The organism is Opitutaceae bacterium TAV5 (assembly GCA_000242935.3).
Taxonomy (GTDB): Bacteria; Verrucomicrobiota; Verrucomicrobiia; order Opitutales; family Opitutaceae; genus Geminisphaera.
Genome location: CP007053.1, coordinates 6,760,145 through 6,782,993, shown reverse-complemented (window position 1 = coordinate 6,782,993; position 22,849 = coordinate 6,760,145). Strand labels below are relative to the sequence as shown.

At 55.5% G+C, this 22,849-nt stretch carries 20 protein-coding genes; 14 read left to right on the top strand and 6 right to left on the bottom strand.

Going from position 1 to position 22,849, the window contains the following annotated elements; genetic code table 11:
* Positions 1–8: 8 nt before the first annotated feature.
* Both OPIT5_28540 and OPIT5_28535 read right to left on the bottom strand, forming a co-directional pair.
* Positions 9–1,892 carry a hypothetical protein gene (locus OPIT5_28540; protein ID AHF93552.1) on the bottom strand — a complete coding sequence of 628 codons (1,884 nt, stop codon included), beginning with the start codon at positions 1,890–1,892 and terminating at the stop codon, positions 9–11.
* Positions 1,889–2,551: a DNA-binding protein gene (locus OPIT5_28535; GenBank protein AHF93551.1), complete on the bottom strand. Its 663-nt coding sequence runs from the start codon at positions 2,549–2,551 to the stop codon at positions 1,889–1,891. The genes OPIT5_28540 and OPIT5_28535 overlap by 4 nt, the downstream gene beginning before the upstream one ends.
* Positions 2,552–2,928: 377 nt before the next feature.
* Between OPIT5_28535 and OPIT5_28530 the strand changes: the two genes are divergently transcribed.
* Positions 2,929–3,720, top strand: coding sequence for a hypothetical protein (locus tag OPIT5_28530; GenBank protein AHF94860.1), 792 nt, complete (start codon positions 2,929–2,931; stop codon positions 3,718–3,720).
* Here OPIT5_28530 and OPIT5_28525 read toward each other — a convergent pair.
* Positions 3,708–5,003, bottom strand: a complete 1,296-nt coding sequence (locus tag OPIT5_28525) for a hypothetical protein (GenBank protein ID AHF94859.1) — start codon at positions 5,001–5,003, stop codon at positions 3,708–3,710. The genes OPIT5_28530 and OPIT5_28525 overlap by 13 nt on opposite strands.
* An 857-nt stretch (positions 5,004–5,860) precedes the next feature.
* On the opposite strand from OPIT5_28525, the gene OPIT5_28520 reads away from it, so the two are divergent.
* The 9 genes from OPIT5_28520 (at position 5,861) to OPIT5_28480 (ending at position 14,151) form a co-directional block, all read left to right on the top strand.
* Complete coding sequence (locus tag OPIT5_28520; protein ID AHF94858.1) at positions 5,861–6,028, top strand: hypothetical protein; 168 nt, start codon at positions 5,861–5,863, stop codon at positions 6,026–6,028.
* Positions 6,029–6,047: 19 nt separating this feature from the next.
* Complete coding sequence (locus tag OPIT5_28515) at positions 6,048–6,560, top strand: hypothetical protein (protein AHF94857.1); 513 nt, start codon at positions 6,048–6,050, stop codon at positions 6,558–6,560.
* Positions 6,561–6,757: 197 nt separating this feature from the next.
* Positions 6,758–7,894: a hypothetical protein gene (locus tag OPIT5_28510; protein AHF94856.1), complete on the top strand. Its 1,137-nt coding sequence runs from the start codon at positions 6,758–6,760 to the stop codon at positions 7,892–7,894.
* Positions 7,895–7,916: 22 nt separating this feature from the next.
* Positions 7,917–8,507, top strand: coding sequence for a sugar transporter (locus OPIT5_28505; GenBank protein ID AHF93550.1), 591 nt, complete (start codon positions 7,917–7,919; stop codon positions 8,505–8,507).
* 11 nt (positions 8,508–8,518) lie between these two features.
* Positions 8,519–10,777, top strand: coding sequence for a hypothetical protein (locus tag OPIT5_28500; GenBank protein ID AHF94855.1), 2,259 nt, complete (start codon positions 8,519–8,521; stop codon positions 10,775–10,777).
* A gap of 120 nt (positions 10,778–10,897) precedes the next feature.
* Positions 10,898–11,356: an ArsR family transcriptional regulator gene (locus OPIT5_28495; protein AHF93549.1), complete on the top strand. Its 459-nt coding sequence runs from the start codon at positions 10,898–10,900 to the stop codon at positions 11,354–11,356.
* Positions 11,357–11,804: 448 nt separating this feature from the next.
* A complete protein-coding gene (locus OPIT5_28490; protein ID AHF93548.1) occupies positions 11,805–12,791 on the top strand; it encodes an NAD-dependent dehydratase in 987 nt (328 codons plus the stop codon).
* Between the two features lie 355 nt (positions 12,792–13,146).
* Positions 13,147–13,722 carry a hypothetical protein gene (locus tag OPIT5_28485; protein AHF94854.1) on the top strand — a complete coding sequence of 192 codons (576 nt, stop codon included), beginning with the start codon at positions 13,147–13,149 and terminating at the stop codon, positions 13,720–13,722.
* Between the two features lie 9 nt (positions 13,723–13,731).
* Complete coding sequence (locus tag OPIT5_28480) at positions 13,732–14,151, top strand: hypothetical protein (GenBank protein ID AHF94853.1); 420 nt, start codon at positions 13,732–13,734, stop codon at positions 14,149–14,151.
* Positions 14,152–14,980: 829 nt separating this feature from the next.
* Here the strand turns inward: OPIT5_28480 and OPIT5_28475 are convergent.
* The gene (locus tag OPIT5_28475) at positions 14,981–15,145 is read right to left on the bottom strand and encodes a hypothetical protein (GenBank protein ID AHF94852.1); all 165 of its coding nucleotides are present in this window, start codon (positions 15,143–15,145) and stop codon (positions 14,981–14,983) included.
* A 128-nt stretch (positions 15,146–15,273) separates the two neighbouring features.
* Here OPIT5_28475 and OPIT5_28470 point away from each other — a divergent pair, with 128 nt between their 5' ends.
* Positions 15,274–16,107: a phosphate ABC transporter permease gene (locus tag OPIT5_28470; GenBank protein AHF93547.1), complete on the top strand. Its 834-nt coding sequence runs from the start codon at positions 15,274–15,276 to the stop codon at positions 16,105–16,107.
* Positions 16,108–16,249: 142 nt separating this feature from the next.
* Here OPIT5_28470 and OPIT5_28465 read toward each other — a convergent pair whose 3' ends face one another.
* Together OPIT5_28465 and OPIT5_28460 are read right to left on the bottom strand one after the other, a co-directional pair.
* Complete coding sequence (locus OPIT5_28465; protein ID AHF94851.1) at positions 16,250–16,918, bottom strand: hypothetical protein; 669 nt, start codon at positions 16,916–16,918, stop codon at positions 16,250–16,252.
* A gap of 856 nt (positions 16,919–17,774) precedes the next feature.
* Positions 17,775–17,888 (bottom strand): hypothetical protein, encoded by a 114-nt coding sequence (locus OPIT5_28460; GenBank protein AHF94850.1) that lies wholly within the window; start codon positions 17,886–17,888, stop codon positions 17,775–17,777.
* Positions 17,889–20,289: 2,401 nt separating this feature from the next.
* Between OPIT5_28460 and OPIT5_28455 the strand changes: the two genes are divergently transcribed.
* The 3 genes from OPIT5_28455 to OPIT5_28445 all read left to right on the top strand — a co-directional run bounded on the left by OPIT5_28455 (position 20,290) and on the right by OPIT5_28445 (position 22,836).
* Positions 20,290–21,024 carry a hypothetical protein gene (locus OPIT5_28455; GenBank protein ID AHF94849.1) on the top strand — a complete coding sequence of 245 codons (735 nt, stop codon included), beginning with the start codon at positions 20,290–20,292 and terminating at the stop codon, positions 21,022–21,024.
* Positions 21,025–21,190: 166 nt separating this feature from the next.
* Entirely contained in the window at positions 21,191–21,289 is a 99-nt protein-coding gene (locus OPIT5_28450) for a hypothetical protein (GenBank protein ID AHF94848.1), read from the top strand.
* Between the two features lie 281 nt (positions 21,290–21,570).
* On the top strand, positions 21,571–22,836 hold the full coding sequence (locus OPIT5_28445) for a UDP-N-acetyl-D-glucosamine dehydrogenase (protein ID AHF93546.1): 1,266 nt from the start codon (positions 21,571–21,573) through the stop codon (positions 22,834–22,836).
* The last annotated feature ends 13 nt before the right edge of the window (positions 22,837–22,849 follow it).

Here is a 22,849-nt window from a genome sequence, read left to right as displayed (position 1 = left end):
TGCCGGTATCAGACGTCGTATCCGGGCCGCGCATAGTCGCCGGATTTCAGTTGCGCGGCGGTGAGGTCGCGGCGGCGGAAGCGCAGGAAAAATCCCCAGGCGGCGCCGTTGTTGAGGTCCATCGCCACGGTCAGCGTGTGCAAGCCGGCGGCGAGGGTGGCGGTTTTCCGGCCCTCGTCCGGGAAACACGGATTGATGCCGTCGAGCGCATTGTAGAACGGCTTCCCGTCGAGCCAGAGGCGGAAGGGGCCGTCGTAACCGGTGAGGACGTCGAGCTTCATCGGTTCGGGCAGCGTGAGGGTGGCGGCGAAGTAGCCGTGGCCGGCGCGGCTCTGCCAGAGCGCGTGTTCGTTGACAAAACCGTCCGTGCCCCAGGTCGCGATGGTCGCGTCGGGCCAGGCGGCGACGTCGGGGCAGGGGAGGGCGGCCAGCGGTGCGGCGGGCGCGGTGACGACGGGCGTCTTGCGCCAGCGGGTGACGAAGGGAAGCAGGGCTTCCTGCGGCGCGAAGGCGAGCGGACCGAAAACAGGGAGGGAAAAATCGCGTCCGTCGGTGAGGTTGCAGACCGGCGCGTGACCGGCGCCGTAGGAGAGGCGCACTTCGCCGGGACGCGTGCCGGGCACGAGGTGGAGGCGCGCGGTGTCGCCGTGCAGGGTGGTCTTGAAGATGAGCGGCTGCGGGACGCCGTCGGCGTCGAGGAGGGCGAAACCCTGCGGTTCGCCGGCAGCGCGGAGCCCGCCGGGGACGTGGTCGAAGGTGACGTCGATGGTGCCGGCGCCGGTGATCTTCTCGACCTTCACGGGCGAGATCGAGCGAAGGGCGGGCGGGGGGACTTCCTTGCGGTTGGCGTAAACGAGACGGTCGGCGGCGCGCGCGAGCCGGGCGGCGAGCCGGGGGAAGGCGGTGGCGCTGATGTGGATGGGATCATCGAGCGCGAGATCGATGGCGGCAACGGTGGCGAGGTTCCGGATTTTTGCCGGGAGAAGGCGCTGCTGCTCCTGGACGGAGTTCCAGCCGGTCTCGGAGCGGTGGCCGAAGACGCGTGCGAGTTGCACGATGATCCAGGGCAGGTCGGGCTGGTGCAAGTCGCGGCGGGTGGCGGCGACGAGTTTTTTCATGCGGTCGGTGTAGACGGCGGCGAGTGGCGCGGCGGTGTCGCTTTCGCCTTGGTACCAGAGCACGCCGGCGCAGGGCTGGCCGGTGGCGCGCAGGGAGAGCAGCATCGAGCCGTACTGGGAGGCGCCGCCGGATTTTTTGTGGACGGGATTCCACTGCTCCATGCTGGTGCCGCCATGCGCGATGCAGACGAGGCCCTGCGGCACGCCGGAGCGGGCGAGCATCTCGCGGGCGAAAAAGACACCGGCGCCGACGCCGCGTTGCGCGGTACGGCGGGCGTTTTCGGCCTGTTCCCGGGTGTGTTGCGCGCCGTCGTTGTGACAGGAGTCGGGAGACTCCATGCGGAGGTGGAGCGGGTCGGCCGCCTGGCGCCATTCGCGGCGCATGGAGAAGGCGCGGACGAGCGGATGCGGGCGGGCGGCGCCGCCATCCATGCGGCCGCAGCCTTCCATGTTGCTCTGGCCGGCGAGGAGCCACACGTCGCCGACGTAGAAAGAACGGATGCGGGCGACGGCATCATGCTGCGCGGGGTTGCAGACGAGGGTGAGGCGGTACGGACCGCCGGAGGGAATGCCGGCGAGCGTGGCGGTGAAGCGACCGCGGGCCGCTTCGCCGACGCGCTGTTTTTTCCAGCCGGGCACGGGACCGGCGGCGTGAGCGATGGTGGCGTAAACGGGGCCGGTGGCGCGCGTCTCGCCGCTGAGGTGCGCCGTGGCGCCGCGTTGTCCGATGCGTTGCAGGACCTGGCCTTCTGCGAGGCCGGAGAGAAGTTTCATGAGGTGCGGGAAGAGAAACGCGCAGGCTGGCAAAACGCGGCGGGGCGATAAAGCAGGAAAAAAAGAGCGGCGGCATTCACTGCCGCTGCGACGAGGCGCCGGAGCGCCTTCCCCCCCCCTTCATCATGCTCCGACATTCGCTGCAGCTCTCCGCTCTCCTTTTCGCTGCGCTTCATCTCTCGCAAGTATTCTGCCATTCGCCACACCTCCGTTTCCCGTTTCGCGTGCCGCATCCCTTCCGTGTTTCCAGCCTTGTCCAACACCCTGTTTGCTTCTTCAGCGGCAGTCCTGCCGGCACTTGTCCGGGCCGTCGGGATTTGCCGAATTTGCCGGACAATCCTGTGAAGACTTCTGCCACGTTTCATTTCCGGTTCGGCATGCCCGTCCGCTTCCAGAAGATGCAACCCCGTTTCTCCCGGGCCGGCAGCCGGACGGTCAACGGCCACCACCGGCAACCCGGAGAGGTCCCCGGCCCGGATGTCCTGATTATGCCGATACGCAGCCCTCCCATCCTTCTCCGCCAGGCGCCTCCTGCATGTGAACCTGCGGCTTAACTGCAATGCCCGAAGATTAACCTGAAAATCCTGGATAATAAAATCAGTCTCCGGAAGGGCCGGATAACCCGACCGGAGCGGTCTGTCGCGTATGGGCCGCCTCAATATTGGATATCCAGATTATTTAGGCCGATAAACGCTATATAATGGCAATATAATTGACATCAGGTGGCTTTTGGGAAAAGTAATCAATTTGAAAGAACTAAATTAACTAATTTGGTTAAATCATATTATAATAATCAAAAGTCATCCTTTTTGAGCTACTTCGAATCATTTTGGTTGTGGGCAGTACCAAAGTAAACTGGTCAACTGGCATCATGGATCATAATTGCGTATGCCCCCACCAGCAGCTTCCGGAAGCTGCCGAGCAACTTCGGTAGTGATCACAGGCACCAAAATGCACCCCGGATTATATATATTCCTGCCAATAATCAGCTATATCTGCACAAATGCCAGCATCAAAAGAATCATTAAGAATAATCTTGATCGACGATCATCTGGTGGTCAGCGGTCTTGTTGAGAATTTTATCTCCTCACTTGGCAACTATGCGGTCGTTGCCCGGGTCGTTGCGGATGCGGCTGCCCTGGAAGCAGTGGAGCGCCATAACCCTCACCTCGTGATCATGGAGCTCTCTTCTCCGACCAATTCAGCGCCTGACCTGCTTTGCCAGATTCGTCAGTCGCATCCGGATACGCGTGTCCTCATATTTTCCGGTGATTGTAGCCTCGAAACGGTGAGATTTGCGCTGGAAGCAGGTGTTCATGGCTATGTAAGCAAGACGGCATCTTTCTCTGAATTCCAGCAAGCGATCAAGACGATCGCGGAAGGGGGCATTTACTTTAGCTCCCTGATCAATGCTATAATCGTCAAAATCCTGCAAAACAGGATCGATTTCGATAGCAGGTCGCCTTTTCCACTCAGTCAGAGAGAATTGGGCATCCTCAGGCTCATGGCATCCGGATTGAGCACCAAGGAGATCGCCGCGAGTCTCGGAATCAGTCCTTTCACCGTCGCCAATCATCGGGCCAAGATCCGGAGAAAAACGGGTTTGCGAGGTGCCATCCAGCTCTCTCGCTACGCTGAACAAATTGGCCTGGTTCCGGCTCCATCGGCCGGGCCAAAACTGTCCGGAGAAGGAAAAGGGGAAAATCCGGTGACGCACGCGCTGCATTGGTACAGCGGCCATCAGGCATCGACGAATGAGGCCGAAAATCCGGCTGTTGCTGGACACGCAGCGACCTGCCCGGATCGTGCCGGGCATTATCGTACCTGAAACCGCTGTCGGCACTTCATCACAGCCATGTCACGATCGCTCCTTCCCGATTCTTTTCCCGGTTTGGCATACTGGCTCATGGTCACGACCAGGGTCGTCCACAGAAGCAGGACGGCCGGATTCCGGAAAGGAAACTCTACCCAGGCGTAGCATCCGGTCAGGATACATCCGGCAAGGCTCCAGCGGACCTGGGCATGGCCGTAGCGCAGCCCGCGCCAGAGGAGGCAAGCCGGTGGAATGATCAGAACGAGGCTACCGACAAGGCCGATCTCGGCCCATAATTCCAGCCAGTCACAGTGCGCGTGAAAAATACGCGTCGTGATCTCGTTTTTCCCGTTTCTGAGATAATCGCCCTGATAGGTGGGTATCACTTGTCCGAAGGTCCCCAGTCCCCAGCCGTACACGGGGCGGGCCTGCGCCACGCGCAGGGTATCCTTGATCAGTGGCCAGCGCAGGTCAGGATATCCCCCTTCCTCATAAAGTTTCCATTGTTCTGAAGTACGGGATCTTGCATCAGAAAAACTGGCTGCTCCTATGCCCAGGGCGATGCATATGCCGAGACCCAGGAGCAGAAGCGCGGCAAAGGCCAGATTACGCTCACGGCGCTGCTGTTCCCGGGAAGGGCGGAAACGGCACAGGAGCCATGCAAAGTATGCCAGTCCGGAAATGGCGAGAAGCGCCATGAGCACCATGCCTGAGCGTGATCCGGGCAGGGGAACCGATGTCGCAATGATCAACGCCAGCACGGCTCCGGGAAGCGCACGGTCCAGGCGCCCGCTCCCCTCGATCCATTTCTGCACTCCACCGAAGGTGAACCCGAGGGAGAGGGTCACCAGCAGCACGGCATAGGCCGACCAGTGGTTGCGGTAAATAAAACTGGCAAAATGATGTCTATAAGGGGATTGTACGAGCCCCATGATTTTTGCCGGATTCGTGAGATGAAAGTAAAAGCCGGCAAGGGTCAGCAGCACGCCGCTCACCAGCAGAATCTTCCACAGCAGGCGGACTGCCTGTTTTCCCGGTGAAACCTGCATGAGTGCGGCGCCCAGAAGCAGGGCGGACATCCATGGCTGGGCTGCCGCAAGGGTGGAAAGCCGGTCGATGGTTGCCGGGAGCCAGGGAATCCAGTTGTCGCGTTCAATCCACCCATCGAAACCTCGATTGACCGGAATCAGGCTCGGATTTGCGAGGCTGCAGGCGACAAGGATGGCAAATACAATGGCAGGCAGCCATGCCGTGACCTTCCAGCGACGCCTCTCCCGAAAGCTGGAAACCAGTGACAAGACTGCAGTAATCGCTGACAGGATCAACAAGATCGGGGGAGCCCAATCCACACGGCCACCAAATGCCCATGCCGCTCCCGCTACGACTACAGCTGTCAGAATGATTATCTGATATTCGGATAAGGAAATATGACCATTCTCAGACTGAAACGGTTGCCTCATTATTGTGATTATTTTTAATCCTTGGTCAAGGGTGTTAAGGAAATCATATTGCATTTCCGGACAGAGGAAGCCCGGTTACAGGATGCATGGCGGGTGCATCAATGCTCCCTTCATAAGCCGAGGCAAGGCAAGCGTTGAAAGGATGCTGCCATTCCGGGCAAGGCTGATAAAGAGCCTCGGGGCAAGCCGGGTGTAACCGGAAGTGATGGGGGCGAGGTGGTTGGCCTGGAGCCGCAGGGGCGCATTTCCTGTGCGCCCGTTCGCGGGATGAGGCTCCCGTGATCATCAACGGGCATGCCCCCGCCTGCCGGCCAGTTCCCGTCACTTCCGGTTATACTCCCGGCAAGCTATTCACAGGCAGGGCGGCGCTGATTGACGGATAGTCATAAAGTATCATTGAGGCAGCACTTGACTGATCAGTTTATATAGGCGGTTGGTATTATTTTTATACTATAAGGATATATTCCCCTTGCTGAGCCCTGCTAAACAGAACCAGAAATTTCGCGGTCATGGGATTATGCACACGATATCAGGAATCGTGTCCGCCTCTATTACGTGGCCTTACTATCACAACTTCAGATAATATCGATGTTCTACCGGAAGCAGAGTACAGAAGAGGACAGTGCGGGGCTTTTCAACAAAAGGCCAGCGCATCGGATTTCGACCTTGGTGGGCCGCAGCCTTTTGCCAGTTCATTGCATGGTAAAACAGTCTCTTCCCTGTCAACGGCTGTACCGGAGGTTGCCCGCGGACAGGCTGAAAACAGCCATCTGCTCGTCCGTCAGAGCATTTTTCCGATTTCCCTCATTGCCTTTACCCCCGCCAGCCGGCCTTCGGGCGACCGCATCAACAAAATCGACTGATATGAAAACAGCAAGAAACATGCTACTATTCGCAGGGGCGTTGATCTGCAGCTCTCCTGCTGTACTCCACGCCGCCACATCCGGGGAAATCGCCGCCACCGTGGCCACATGGCAGGAGTTGGGAGAGGCCGATTTTCAGGCAGCGATATCCGCATTCATTACGGCCAATCCGGATGATGCGTCCGCCATCGTCACCGCTGCGGTTACCGCCTTTCCTGCGAGAGCACCGGAAATCGTGGCTGCTGCCATTAGCGCTGCACCCACTCAGGCCGCCGCCATTACCACTGCGGCTGTGGCTGCGGTCGTCAAAGCGGGGGCGGATGTATCCGCCGTCACAGCCATTACAATTGCCGCCATCAACGCCGCCCCCGCCAGCGAAAAAGCCGCAATCGTCACTGCCGCTACCGCCGCCGCCCCTCTGTTCTCGGCCGACATTGCGAATACCGTCGCCGCACAAACGCAACCGGCCAACACCACGAGCATCGCTCCCGTTCCGTCGACTCCGACCATACTCTCTCCCGACAGGCTCTAACCGGCCCGCCCGGGAATAACCGCCAACCACTATCAAACCGGATGCGTCCGCGTCAGACAAAAGATGCATCCGGAAATCCGATGCCGATCCTGTTCCCGTAACAAGACACCGTGCTGACCGCACGCAGGCCCGCCCTGCCGCCTGCATTCAGGCGAGCTGTGCGCCGGCTCACTTTTCAAAATTCAAATCATTCCAGCATGCTTCAACTGACAGCCCGAGCGACTGCGGCCGCGTTTGTCGCCTTCATCGCACACGAATCCCTCGCTTTTGTCGAAATCGCCCGCGGTTCCCTGACAGCAGGTCTCACCGTATCCGCTGCGCACGATACGAATATCTTTGGCAACAACACCGAGCGTTCCGACGAGGTCTTCACGATAACCCCCGATCTCCAGTACACGCGCAATGTCGGCAAGATCTCCACATTGGCGTCGGGAGGGGTGAATATCATTCGTTTCTCCGATCACACCAACCAGAATTCCGAGGATCCCTTCGCCAACCTGAAATTCAATTACGATGGTGCCGACAAGGGATCTGCCCAGGCAGGTGTGGGCTACCGGCGCAGATCCGAAACCAATGACGCCGCCCTCACCCGCACCGAGTCCGACGACTGGCTGGCCGATGCGATCGTCAATTATTACTACAGTGAGAAACTCGGCGTGCGCACCAGGGCAGACCTCAGCTTCTCCCGGTCCAGGACCGATGGTTTCAACGATGTCGATCGCTGGGGCGCCGGTGTCGGGCTTCTCTACCGCTATTCGCCCAAGTTGACATTCGTTTCCGGATACGATTTCCGCACGACGGCGACACGCGACCGCCTCGCCGGCGCGGACAAGCCCGACAGCAGCGACCACCGTTTCTCGTTCGGCGCGGAAGGCGACCTCGCTCCCAAGCTCACCGGCTCCGCCAGCCTGGGTGCCACGTATCGCGATTTCGACGACGGTGATTCGAGCTGGCTGCCTTACGCCGGGATCGACCTCAACTGGGCTGTCCTGGAAAAGACATCTGTCTTTCTGACCATTTCGAGTGACTTCGATACCACCTCATCCGCGCAATCCAGCAAAAACCTCCGCACCGCGCTGGGTGCCCGTCAGGCACTGAGCGACCGTCTCTCGCTTGCCGGATCAATCGGGTACGAACACGTCAAATATTCGTCCAACGGCCTGATCGCCGGGCGCACGGACAAGATCGTCCCCCTTACCCTCGACCTGGATTACGTCGTCAACGAATACCTCTCCGTCAGCGCCGGTATCTCCTGGCGTCACAACAGCTCGGACCTGGATACCGCCGATTATGACCGGACTATCTACACGCTCCAGGCATCGGCACGTTACTGACCACACCCTCATCCGCCAGACAATGTATAAAAGGCTGGTTTCGACCCTCGGCATGATCGCTCTTGCCACTTCGGCCATTGCGGCGTCCCCTGACGAAGGCGACTCGTATCGGCTCTACCCGCTCGATTTGTTGCGCTTCGAGGTTTACGGGGAACCCGATCTGGCCACCGAGCTTCGCATTTCCGGCAATGGTGATCTCAACGTTCCCCTTGCCGGCAGTGTCCATGTGCAGGATCTCTCGCTGGCCCAGGCGCAGGAAAAGATCGCCCGGATTTACCAGGATTCGGAAATTTTCATCCGCCCGCGGATAAGCCTGCGCGTGGTCGAATATAGCAAGAAAGAGGTCTCTGTGCTCGGTCAGGTTGGCAAGCAGGGGAAGATCGAACTCCCGCCCGAGTCCTCCGCTATTTCTATCGTCGAAGCCATCACGGCGGCCGGCGGTTTCACCCGTATTGCCAAAAGCGATGCGGTGCGTGTCACCCGGCGCCAGCTCGGCGACGGGAACGAAACCCGGCTTACCATCAACGTCGAAACTCTCCTCCGCGGTTCCGGTGGCGATGTTTTCATGGTCCGCCCGGGGGACGTCATCTTTGTCCCGGAGCGCCTGTTCTAACCACTCCCGGCATGGCTGAAATCCCTTTCACAAAAACGGGGCCGGACACCGGCCCGTTGCATCCCCGGCCCTCCGCTCCGCGCAGTGAGCCGCCCTTTGAAGGCGGCTCGCTGCCTCGGCTGGATATCCGGCAGATTCTGCTCTGCATCCGGGAGCGATGGATTGTTTCCACATCCCTCGCCACCCTCGTGTGTGTCCTGCTCGGCGTCTGGTTGCTCAAGCAACCCAAGGTGTTTCAGGCCAGCGCCACCCTTCTGGTCGGCCGCATCGAAAAAGTCCTGGGCAATGAAATCACCAATGTCGTGGATGACAGCGTTGGCGGTTCGAAAAACGATCCCGCATTCGACACGCACCTCGCCCAGATCACCAGTCGCGAAATGATCCAGCGGGTTGTCGCCTCGTTCAAGCCCGAGGAAAAAGCCCGCATCCTCGCGCCCTGGCTCGACAAGGATGCCCCGCCCTTGTCGGACAGCCAGACCGACGCACGCCTCGCTTCGCTCATCGCTGACAACGTCGGCGTAGTCCGCCAGGGCTCCACCTTCCTGGTCCGGGTCAGCTACAAGCACCGTGAGCCGGCTGTTGCGGCACTCGTCGCGACCCGCTTCACCGAGTGCTACATCGTGTACCTGATGGACCGGAATACCTCGAGCAACGATTCTGCCATCTCCTTTCTCCGCGAACAGACCGAAGACCTGCGCAAAAAGGCCGAAGCCTCCGAACGCGCCCTCCAGGCTTACCGGGAAAAAACCCGCATGGTCTCTCTGGAGGAGAGTCAGAACATCGTCGTTGACCGCATGAAGGCCATCAGCAGCGCCCTGACCGAAGCCCAGGTGGCCCGCTTCGCAATCAACGCGCGGCTCCAGCAGGCGGAGTCCATCATCTCAAAAAACAGCGATCCTCTCGAGCTGGCCTCGGTAACCGAATTTTCCTCCCTCGCCTCCGTCCAGAGCCAGCTCGACGGGCTCATCGCCAAAAAAGCTGTCATGTCCGAGAAATACGGACGCCGGCATCCCGCCATGGTCGAGCAGGAACGCTCCATCCAGGCATTGGAAAAGCTGCGCGGCGACCTGGTCCGCGCGGCTCTGTCCACCCTTCGCAATCAGCGCGAAAAGGCCGTGGAAAATGAACGCCAGCTTCAGGAGAAACTGGCCGATGCGGAAAAAGCCAGTCTCGGCCTCGACAGGCTGGCAGTCGAATACAACGTCCTGCGGCGCGAAGCCGAGACCAACCGGGCCACCTATACCCAGGTCCTCGGACGTCTCAACGAGACCTCCCTCACCGCACAGTTGGGCAACTCCAACATCAAAATATCCGAACGCGCCCAGATCCCGACTTTCCCCATCGAACCCGACCCGAAAAAAATCTTCCGCGCACTCGGCTTCCTGGGTCTGTTGATCATCATCGGATACCCGGTCGGGATGGAACTCATCTTCAACCGGGTCAAGACATGGACGGATGTCGAAAGGTACATTGGTCTCCCTTTGCTTTCCGAGTTTCCTGTCCTGAAAAAACTGCCCGACGACAAGCTGAACCATCTTGTCCTGCAGGATACGGATCCCGATGCCGGCGAAATCATCCAGACTCTCTACTCCCAGCTCAGGTTGAACTCCCGGCTCGATGCCCCCAAGACCCTCATCGTCACCTCCACCGTGCCCGGCGAAGGCAAGAGCTTTGTCGCCAGCAACCTTGCTACCGCCTTTGCGGCTCATGGCATGCGTACCCTGATTATAGATGGAGACCTGCGCCGCCCGGTCCAGCATCGCCTGGCCGGTGCGCCCAATACGCATGGCTTGCTGCGCTGGCTGGACAAGGGCGGCAGATCCGACGGTCCCCTTGCCGGTGATCCGGATCTCGGTCTGCTCCGCCCTGCTCCCAACCTGTTTGTGCTTCGTGCTGGAGGAATAAGCCGCCGGATCAGTGAATTGCTGGAAAGCAAAAAGCTGAAGGCGCTCATCGAGCAGGCCCAACGGGAATTTGATATCCTGCTCATCGACACTCCACCCGCCGGCATTTTTCCCGATGCGCTCAGTCTGGCGCCCTTTGCCAATGAACTGATTTATGTTGTCCGTTTCAATTATGTATCCCGCCCGCAAGTACACCGGGTGACGGAGCGTCTCCGGTCGACGGGCCTGGAGTTGCCCGGCATCGTCCTCAACATGATGCCATCGGGGCGCGGAAGCTCCGGCTACTATTCCGGTTACGGATACTACGGCTCCAGATATTATGCCTCCTATTACAAGGAGGAGCAACTGGCGGGGCAGAGTGGCTAAAACACGGCATCCATGGTAGCGGCAATTCCAGTAACCAGGGCGAACCGGAGCGCATCCGGAACCGGGAAAGATCTTCGGTCCGGAAGGTCTTTCGCTGGCTTGGCTTCGGAGCAAAGGTTGATGGTCGATATCTTCGGCCGTGCCGCCCGGGTTGCCGGCATTCCTCCCTCGGTCGGCAAAATTTACGGCGTACTCTTTTCATCCGCCTTGCCTCTTTGTCTGCAACAGATCGCGGACCGGCTGGATCTCGGCAAGGGTTCTGTCAGCCAGGGTCTGCGAGTCCTCCGGTCGTGGGGAATTATATGCCTGGCAAAACAACAGCACGACAAGCGGCGCATCTACTTTGAACCTGCCCCCGAGGGGCGACAGTTGATCGACCGCATTCTCACCGACCGGCTTTTGCCCGGATTGGAAAAGTGGAATGCCGCCATCAATACACTTGCCGGATATGGTGACCCTTCCCGCCGGGGAAGCCACCGGACAGATCAGGCAATGATTGAGGAACGCCTGCAAACGCTGCGGACGTGGCCGGGGCAAATCAGGACTCCCGTGACCGCGGCCATTCGTCCGCGCACTTGACTATTTCATGCGGCTTATACCGCGCATCACAGTTTTTTCATCGAGAAATTACGTCCGGGGACGTGACGGGGCGAAGCTCGGAAGAATTCCGTGCGAAGCCCCGTCGGGGCGACGGAGCGCGGCAGCGCGACGATGGCATCGCCGGAGGCGATGGTCCGGAGGACCGACTTTGGGCGGGTGCCCTTCGGGCGGCCAAAGTCGCAACATGGGCAAGGATGCCCATGCCACGTCACGGGCTTCCGCAGCCCGTGTTTCACACCTGCAGAGGCGGCGCTGCGCGCCGTCCACGGCCAGGATGGCCGTGCCACTTCATGGAGAAAACGCGGATCGCGCATGGATGGGGAGGCAACACGCTGCATCGCCGGAGCGGCGGTCTGGAGACCGCCGCTCCTTTTTATGACACGCCTGACATTAGCGGTTAAAAACTGAACTTCAGATCCTCCCTGTCATGGCACTACGCATCCTTGTTACCGGCGGAGCCGGCTTTCTCGGTTCCCACCTGTGCGAACGCCTTCTGGCCGATGGTCACGAAGTGATCTGTCTCGATAATTTCTTCACGGGGAGAAAGACCAACATCACCCGCCTGTTGGCGAACCGGCGGTTCGAACTGGTGCGCCACGACGTGATCGATCCGTTCAAATTCGAAGTGGACCAGATTTACAATCTGGCCTGCCCGGCTTCTCCGCCACATTACCAGTACAACGCGATCAAGACAGTCAAAACCTCCGTCATGGGGGCGATCAATTGCCTGGGATTGGCCAAGCGTACCCGCGCCCGTATTTTCCAGGCCAGCACGTCGGAAGTTTATGGCGATCCGTCCGTCCATCCCCAGCCGGAGAGCTATTGGGGTAGCGTCAACCCCGTCGGTCTCCGCTCCTGTTATGATGAAGGCAAGCGCTGCGCCGAGACGCTATTCATGGATTATCACCGCCAAAACAAGGTCGATATCCGCATCGCCCGCATCTTCAACACCTACGGTCCCCGCATGCATCCCGACGACGGACGTGTCGTATCCAATTTTATCGTGCAGGCCCTCCGCGGCGAGAACCTGACCCTTTACGGTGACGGCACGCAGACGCGTTCCTTCTGTTACGTGGACGACCTGATCGAAGGTTTTGTCCGGCTGATGAATCAGGATGCCGTCACCGGCCCGGTCAATCTCGGCAATCCCGGTGAGTTCACGATGCTGCAACTGGCCGAACACGTTCTACGCCTGGTTGGCGGCCCCTCCCGCATTGTCCATCGTCCGCTCCCGCCAGACGACCCGCGCCAGCGTCGTCCCGACATCACCCTGGCGCAAAAGCACCTGAACTGGCAGCCCTCCATCCCGCTTGAGGACGGCTTGGAACGCACCATCTCCTACTTCCGCCAGGAGCTGCAACTGCCCCCCGACACCTGTCCCCCGACTACCAACTACCAGCCTGTACAGTTATGATGTAGATTCTCCTGTTGCGTCCCCCGATCTCTTGAATCCAAAAACGGAGGAAGAGCAACGTCGGCTGCTCGACCACGTTCGTGCGCTCGGATTCAAGGTAACGCACGACCTGGTCAAGACGATGAAGGTCAGTAGAGAGTGACCCGCAGAATAGCCCGACAAGGCGAACAAGAAATTTTCTTTTTCAGGCCAGTCAAAAGGAGACAAACCTATAACTTTGATATTTTTGAGTAGATTGAAAATGGTCGAGTAGGCAAGGAGAGGGGGATTTGACCTGCTAAAAATGTCAAAAGTATAGTTTTGGCCCCATCGAATTTGTCAGGTTCGCAACCATATGGAATAAGGAGGCCGTATTATGAGTGACGACAGTAAACAATTCATCACAGCGGCAGTGATCCACGGTTTTGCTGTTGCGCATGCTGGAACCGCTGCAGCTTTATCCCAGACTTTGATCGGCGACGAGGCTGCATTGACAGCACTCACGATTACAATGATAATCGTCATCAGCCGCGTAAACGGGAAGGAGTGGGGCGTTGGCGAAGGACTTGCACTGATTGGAACGATGGCTGGCTACTATCTTGGCACTCGAGGGCTTGTCTTCCTCGTGAAGTGGATTCCCGGAATCGGTAACGCCGCAAATGCTATTGCAACCTTTGGTGTGACAGAGTTGCTTGGTTGGACTACCTACCTGCTCGTTCGGAAGGGACGCAATCCCAAAAACGTTTCAAAAGCAGAGGCAAAGGCCCTTAGTCGTGAAGCCCGGGAACTGCGCCAGCGAATGAAGGCAATGGAGGAGCGCCTGGAGAAGATGTCGTCCTCAGACAAAACTGAATACAAGCGTATAATTACGACTCTCAGGGACAGAGATATCTCTGAAACTAGGCGAGCGGAGCTCATCGATGAACTAGAACGATTGCTTGCGAGGTACTGAGGATGCACAATGCCTGAGCCGCTTCAGAATCTGTTGGGATTCCTGTTCTTCAGTGTTATCCTCGGATTACTGCCGTTGGCCCTCACTCTTTTGATCGGTAAATGGATGAGGGCGGAAGTAACCGTTCGCGACGTGCTCAAGATGGGGCACTTGTACTTCTTCTCAGTGTGCGCTTCTGCAACCACGCTGCACCTTGTCCTCTGCAGTTTGTCTTCACACACACACAGTCTATATCATTCTGCATTGAGTATTATCCTTGGTGGCATTCTCGTCCTCAATATCACCTTTGCAGCGAGCGCTTTCGGTTTCGCCATGACATGTCAATTGAAGGCTCCTGTTCAGAAGATACATCCGGATTTCGGGCAAGCATCCATTGTCACGGCAATAGTCGCTCTAGTTGCTGGTTGCGTAGGGAATTTGACCATGTAAGCAGGATGCAGGACGACCTCGAATAACGTGTGGATAAACTCTGCCAGTGAAGGCCATGTTAGGCAATTTCTTGGAAAGGGAGTTCCCTTCGGAGCTTTAGCCCAAGTCACCCGGTTCCCGGTCCTTCCACTCCTCACGGTTCGAACTAAGGCTCCGAACTACGCTAACCTGTTACCGCTTGGAGGCAGAGAGTTTTAGTCTGATACATGAATAAATAGCAAGAAACCTCTATTATATGGCTATACCGGAAAAATATAAAAAAATCATTAGTAGCGGAGTAATCGCATCCTTGGCAGCCGGCCCCCTCGGCGCTTTTTCCGGACCATTTGATGCTGGTGCAATAGCAGGCATATGGACGACAATGTTCATATCCATTGCAAATAAGTCGGGTCACATGGTAGATTCTGCTTTTGCCAAGAAATTCATAAGCACAATCGGAACCGGATTTGTGGGCTACTACGGTGGCTGTAAGGTTGCGACATGGATTTTTCATCTGATACCGGGGGCAGGCACCTTAGCTGCTATGGGTATTAGTACAGTAATGAATGGGATTTTTACCCTCAAATTTGGATCAGCAGTAGCAAGTTTGATGAATAAAAATGATTTTGATGTTGATGATGCTGCTCAGGCTGCTTCAACCGTTTTATTAAGCCTCTGTACGGTTCCGACTTTAGGAGAATGGAAGGAGTTGATATACATAAAAAAGGATGCGTAATGTTTCGATATATAGGCGAAGTTTGGAGATCAGGTAATCACACAAGAGGGACGCATATGGGATCAAAAGTGCCTTCGTGTGCTTCTCTACGAAAGCGATCTGCGTTCGGCTTGCCTACCTCACGACTATAATCTCATGCATTATTGCCCATCGGTGGTGGAAGGAGAGGTGATCGTCATCCACGGTCGCGACCATTCCCAACTTCAATGTGCGCACAAACGCCTCAGCCTCGAAACTCGACTGCGTATCGATGTGCCAAGTCTTGGCGTGCTGCGTCATCCTATGGAATTATCGTGGAAGCAGACCCTGAAATCTGTGGGAGGCCTGCTGGCATGGCGACTGCGAGGGCCTCAGCATTTTCCGTACAGCGTCCAGCGTCCGTCTCAATCAACGAAGAATTCATAGCCGTGGGCCCTCATCCAGTCACTCTCATCCTCGAACCCGGCCGCGCCGAGAAAAACTACTGGCGCGACCTCTGGCGCTACCGCGAACTCTTTCAGGTTCTTGCTTGGCGCGATATTTCCGTCCGCTATAAGCAGACCATCATCGGTGTCGCCTGGGCCTTGATTCGCCCATTCCTGACGATGGTCGTTTTCACGATCATTTTCGGGAAAGTAGCCAAGCTCCCCAGCGAAGGCGCCGCCCCCTACGCCCTCATGGTCTTCGCCGGCATGCTGCCTTGGACCTTCTTTGCCACCGCCCTTTCCGAGGCATCCAACAGCCTCGTCTCCAGTGCCAACCTTATTAGCAAAGTCTATTTCCCCCGCCTCATCGTCCCCACCGCCACTGTCGTCGTTGCCTTTGTCGATTTTCTCATCAGTTTCGCCATCCTTGCGGGGATGATGCTGTGGTATCAATTCCTGCCCGGATGGCAGATTTTCCTCCTCCCCGTTTTCGTGCTTCTCGCCTTTGCCGCCTCGCTCGGCCCCGGTCTCTGGATCACCTCGCTCAACGTCAGATACCGCGATTTCCGCTACGTCATTCCCTTCCTTGTTCAGTTCGGCCTTTATGTCTCTCCGGTGGGTTTTTCCTCCTCCGTCATCCCTGAAAAATGGCGTCTCCTCTATTCCCTCAACCCAATGGTCGGCGTCATTGACGGCTTCCGTTGGTGCATTCTTGGACACGATGCTGCATTCGATCCGCGTTCGTTCGGCATTGGCATGATTGTGACAGCCTTCTTCCTGTGGCTCGGCATCCGCCAGTTCCGCAAGATGGAGAAAAGCTTCGCGGATCTGATTTGAGGGAACTCCTGAAGATTTTTTTACCGCGAAGGACGCCAAAGGCACCAAGCAATCAAGACTCAGATAATATTCTCAATCAATTTACATACAATAAATTATGAAAGATAAATGGTTCTTTTTCTGATCTTCGTATCCTTCGCGGTTAATTTTTAGAGCCGCCCTTGAGACAATCCAGTTTTTCCAAATCCAGTCGTTCATGAGTGACACCGTCATCTCCGTCGAAAATCTTTCCAAGCGCTACCTGGTCGGTCACGAGGGGCCGCGGGAACGCTACCACGCCTTGCGCGACACCCTTGTCCGCCACGGGAAAAACTTCACCCGCAAGGCCCTCGATATGATGCGTGGACGCCAGATCGTCCAGGGTGACGAGATCGAGGAATTCTGGGCGCTGAAGGACGTTTCCTTCGAGGTCAAGCGTGGCGAGGTGCTCGGTATCATCGGCCGCAACGGAGCAGGGAAAAGCACCCTGCTCAAGATTCTCTCCCGCATCACCGAACCGACCGAAGGCCGTGTCACCCTGCGCGGGCGAGTGGCGTCGCTCCTGGAGGTCGGCACCGGTTTCCATCCCGAACTCACTGGGCGGGAAAACATCTTCCTCAATGGCGCCATCCTCGGTATGGCGCGAGCAGAGATTAAATGGAAATTCGACGAAATCGTGGATTTCGCTGGCGTGGAGAAATTTCTGGATACGCCCGTCAAACGCTATTCCTCCGGCATGTATGTCCGCCTCGCCTTTGCCGTGGCAGCCCATTTGGAACCGGAAATTCTCGTCATAGACGAGGTGCTGGCGGTGGGGGATGCCGAGTTTCAAAAGAAGTGCCTAGGCAAAATGCAGGATGTGGCAAAAGGGGGGCGCACGGTTTTGTTTGTGAGCCATCAATTACAAACATTAAGGCAGCTGTGCAAGGAAGGCATACTTCTTCATTCTGGCACTATTTCCCATATCGGAACGATTCACTCTTGTATAGGCTGCTATTTAGGGGATGCCATCAATGATTGTCGTAAGATACAATTTGAAAAGGAGAGCAACAGGCCATGTATTGTTGGGGTGTCAATTGATCGAACGAAAGCCCGTAGAGGAGATATAGATATATCAATTGATTATGTTTCTCCGTTTAGTGATTTCGCACCTGTCCCAGGAGTTGTTTTAACTTCTTCGTCTGGCGATCCAGTCTATGGTTCCAATTTGCGGATGCACCCAACCGTGGAAAAATTGAAAGGAGGACTGTGTGGAACAATTCATTTCAAATGCCATAAGATGCCCTTGCTTCCTGGCCGATATCGAGTGTCTGTATGGCTGGGAGAGTGGCATCAAGATCATGACCAAAAAATTGATGCATTGGAATTCTCCTTCAAGGAGGACACTTCTCCCTCTCTTTCACCTCCTTCATCAGTCATTGGATACATTGATGCTATACCAAATTGGTCAATTGAATAGGCTATAGTAAATTTCAGCTCAGCATATGCCGATCGACTACACTCATTCCCGAAATCTTCACACGCAGAAGGGTCCACGGACTGCTTTACCAGCATTGTTTGGCCCCCATATGCCCTCCAGCCTGCTGGATGTAGGCTGCGGACTGGGGACATGGCTCCGCGCGGCAATCGACATGGGAATCACAGACTATCAAGGTTTGGATGGGGTACCAATTCCGGGAAGCACCTTGCTATTTCCGAAAGAACACTTTTTTTGTCAAGACCTCACACAGGCTTGGAATCTGGGCAGGAAATTTGATGTCGCGCTCTGCCTGGAGGTCGCGGAGCATTTGGATGAAGCGCATGCGGAGACACTGGTCTCCTCACTAACGAAGCATTCCGACAAAATCATCTTTTCCGCCGCGTGCCCTGATCAGCCGGGGCAGCATCATGTCAATTGCCAGTGGCCAGTTTATTGGCAACAATTATTTAATCGGCATGGATTTGCATGCTCGGATGATGTGCGGTGGCTGATCTGGACCCATGGAGATATTGAGCCTTGGTATCGGCAAAATATTTTTGTGGCTATTCGTGATGCTAATCTCGCCGGACACGAAAAAAGGATACCATCGGTCATTCATCCGGCTATGCTTCCCATGATCAAGTCGAACCAAAAACTAAAGGAGCACACCTTTGCTATCGAACATGGACGGATGCCGGTTGGGTGGTATGTAACGACGCCGTTGCAGGCGGCAGTTGCAAAACTTAAAAGGAAACTGATGTATGATCGTGTCCCCATATCTCATCAATAGTAAAAGGCTTGGGAGTGCCTAATAGTTTCCGATTTCCGAAATTCTCTGTATTTTCATTTTAGCTACCAGCTTCCGATCCATGGACCTCTCCGTTATTATCTGCACGCACAATCCCCACGAGGACTATCTTCGCCGTGTTCTGTCAGCGCTCGACAAACAGACCCTATCCAAAGACCGATGGGAATTGCTCCTTATCGACAACGTTTCCAAAGAAGCACTTGCAGGGAAATGGGATCTTTCCTGGCATCCCCACTCCCGTCATATCCGTGAAGACGAACTCGGCCTCACTCCCGCCCGCATACGCGGCATCAGTGAGTCAAAAGGAAACCTTCTTGTGTTTGTGGATGATGACAACGCGCTGAGGTTTGATTACCTTGATAAGGCGCTAAGCTTAACCAAGAGTCATCCTAATCTTGGCATATTCGGAGGAAGCTGCAAAGGCATTTATGAATCACCTCCCCCAAGCTGGTTTGAACGCCACAAAGGCTGGGTTGGCGTGCGTGACATAATGGAACTCAGGTGGTCTAATGATCCATTGCATGCTGCAAGTACACCCATTGGCGCCGGAATGGCCATTCTAAGATCCGTCGCCGTCTTGTGGGTTGAGGAAGTGACAAAAAACCAAGAAAGATCGGGGCTTGGTCGGAAGGGAAATAGCTTAATGAGTGGCGAGGATATCGATATGGCATATTCAGCTTGCCGGAACGGCTATGGGAAAGGTGTTTTCCCGGAGCTGGAGCTTGATCATATGATTCCTCAACAGCGCTATACAATTCCCTACATGGAGAAACTTATTGAAATGGCAGCATATTCGAAAGCGATCCACCATAAAGTGATCGGATTACCCTCCCCAGAGCCGCAAAAAGGGAAATTCCGGGTAGCTTTGCGTAAAACAAGAGCGTTCCTTACTGGAGATGTGGATCGTCGCCTTTGGGAGGCGTGGCAACTTGGATTGTGCAAAGCCCACAAAAAGTTTAAGTCTTCCCGGCCTTATGCATAACCCGCATGAATCATGTCTCCATGTCAGGGTAAACGGCGCCGATTCCCGGAACAATCAATTGGTTGTTTTCTCACTTCTCCAAGCCGGATAACTTCCGATATAGATGGAAATAATGATGTGGTTCGTGTGCGTATGACGACATTGGATGATTTCTGTGCATCAAAATTCAGTTTGAAAATTGTTGATCTGGTTAAGATTGATACTGAGGGATATGAGGTTGATGTTCTGAATAGCGGGAAAATGTTTTGAGTGAATTTAAACCTACGATTTGGGTGGAAATATCGGATGATAATTATCGGCAATGTAATGATATACTTAAGGGCTTGGGATATGGGCAAATTGGTGATCCGAAAGGAGGAAGCGATAATTACATGTTTCTGTTAAGCCTCCGAGGCTCTTTTCTGATTTGAGGTCAAGGATTTACCGTAGTCTTGATTGAAGACGTTTTTCTGAAATGTGGAATTTCGTATCAAAATAATTTCCATGCACATTTGCTTAGTCCCGGGAAACTTTCCCACCCGTTCCGCAACCTTCATCCGCGAACACGCGCTGGGGTTAATCCGGCGCGGGCACCGAGTTACAGTGCTGAGTTCCGGACCAGGAGAGGGGATTTCGGCGGCGGAACTGGAAGAGCTGAGCATCCAAGGGATTGCGATGCCGGTATGTAAAGGGCTTTCCGGCAACAAACTTCGCAAACTCGGCCAGTTGGTCGGATTACTGTGCCGAAAACCGTCGACAATCCGTTGGCTGAGGCTATCCCCACCTTGGCACGATCCAGGGGCTGTTTCCGCAATTTTCCAGAGCGAAGCATTAGCGAAGCTAGCACCAGATATCATCCATATTCATTTTGGAACTTTAGCCCGACAACTACACCGGATCGGTTTCCAGAGACCGGTGGTCGTAACTTGGCACGGCTACGATGCGAACATGGCGCCCCGTTTTTGCGGAGAGGGCATGTTTCGTGATCTGTTCCAGGCGGGGTGGCGGCATACAGTGGGGTCTGATTTCATGCGGCGGCGCTTGATCAATCTGGGGGCGGAAGAGGCGTACCTCTCACAGATTCCCATGGGAATCGATCTGGCCGCTTTTCCATATTGGGAAAAAAATAGGGAAGCAGGGACGCCCCTGCGAATGCTTTCGGTGGGAAGGCTGGATGAAATGAAGGGGCATTGCCATCTTATCCAAGCGGTGACAGAATTACGTGAGGAGGGGTTGGATATTATTCTCAGGATCGTGGGTGAAGGATATTTACGTGGAGATTTGATGGCCCAAATCATACAGAGTGAATCGAATGACCATATTCAACTGCTTGGTGCGCTGACCTCCGTTGAAGTTTCAAAGGAAATGGAGAGCGCACATCTGTTCGCTTTGACCGGAGTGGTCGCTTCCACTGGCAGGGTGGAAACGCAAGGGGTGGTTTTTGCAGAAGCCCAAGCAAGTGGCTTGCCGGTGATAGGATCCTCTATTGGAGGAGTGTCCGAGAGCTTGATTGACGGAGAAACAGGCCGCTTGTGTCCACCTGGTGATGTAGCGGCGATCAAGGAAGCGATCCGATTTTTCGAGAGAAATCGTGAACTGATTCCCGAATTCGGCCGGCGTGGAAGATCATTTGTAGAAAAATATTTTTCGATTGATGGAATGCTGGATGCTTTCGAATATTTATATCAAAAGCAGATAACGTCATGCTGACTTGGCCACTCTCACCGTGGCGGCCGACCTTCGTTTTCAACTGGCGGCTTTTCCGCATGCTTTGTCGCTTCGGCGGATTTCTCTTCTCTAAATTGGCGAAGATCGTACACCTGCCCGATCTGGAAGAAACAGGGAAATTTGCGACCATTTTTAGGAATGCCGGAGCATGAAGATTATAGCTCGCATCACTGCCGCCTCCAAAGACCTCAAAAGAAAAACTACGGCAATGTGGCAGGAAGTGAAGGAGTTCAGGCAGGCAATATAGAATACCAAGCTCATACTGCTATTTCGTCTCACAGGGTAGAATTAGGGAACCAGAATGAACAAAGAATACTCCAATTCAAAACTCTCAGCACACAACTTCCTGCCTCTTGGCTTATAATTTATCACTCATGCCTCAGTCTCTTTTCCGTATTATAATCCTTTGCTATAATACGGAAAAGTATGTGATCGAGACGATCTAGAGTGTCTTGGATCAGGCCTATTCGAACAGTGAAGTCATCATGATTAATAATGGCGCCTAATTTCCAACCAATCGAAACTTTCATGAATATTACCATCATAGGGCTCGGCTATGTGGGTTTACCGCTTTCACTGACTTTTGCTGAAGCAGGCGTTGCCGTCACCGGACTCGATATCGATCCGGAAAAGACAGATAAGCTGAATCAGGGGGAAACCTACTTCAAGCACATTCCGTCTCCCCGTATCCGTGCGGCGGTGGATTCCGGACATTTCCGCGCATCTACGGATTTTTCCGAAGTGGCCAAGGCGGACGCGGCCATCATCTGTGTACCGACTCCTCTCAACAAATACCGCGAACCAGATATCTCCTATGTATTGAATACCGGACGCGCGATTGCGCCGCATCTGCAGCGGGGAAGCCTTGTTGTGCTCGAATCAACGACCTATCCGGGCACCACGGAAGATGAACTGCGCCGCGTTCTCGAAGAGGGGAGCGGGTTGAAAGCTGGAACAGATTTCCACCTAGCCTACAGTCCCGAGAGGGAGGACCCTGGCAACCCCGACAGCCAAGTCAAAATCATCCCCAAGGTGGTCGGCGGCTACACATCTGCCTGCCTTGAAAAGGCGAAGGCACTCTACTCCCGTGCCGTGGATCAGGTGGTTCCGGTGTCATCCTGCCGGACGGCCGAGGCCACCAAGCTGACTGAAAACATCTTCCGCTCCGTCAACATCGCCTTGGTGAATGAATTGAAGGTGGTCTATGCCAAGATGGGAATCGATATCTGGGAGGTCATCCATGCCGCCAAGACCAAGCCCTTCGGGTTCATGCCCTTTTATCCCGGACCAGGCCTTGGCGGACACTGCATCCCGATCGACCCATTTTACCTGACCTGGAAGGCGAGGGAATATGGTCAGAATACGAAATTCATTGAATTGGCGGGGGAAATCAACACCGCCATGCCTGGCTATGTTGTGCAGCGTGTTACGGAAGCACTCAACCACGAAGGCAAGGCCCTGAAGGGTACCCGTATTCTGCTGCTAGGGTTGGCCTACAAGCCGGATGTCGAGGATGACCGTGAGTCACCCAGCTATAAACTGATCCAATTGCTGGAGGAGCAGGGGGGGGTCGTCAGTTATCACGATCCCTACATTCCGGTGATTCCGTTGACACGTGAACACCCGGAATACGCTGGTCGCCGTACAGTCGTTTTTGAGCCAGGTTATGATCTTTATTTGATCGCTACCGCCCACCATGAATTCAGGGATTACGATTTTCGTGGCCTCAACGCACCGGTTGTCGATACCCGCGGATTTCTGCAAAATTCTCCTGAACGCTACTACCGGGCATGAACAGTGCTAACAT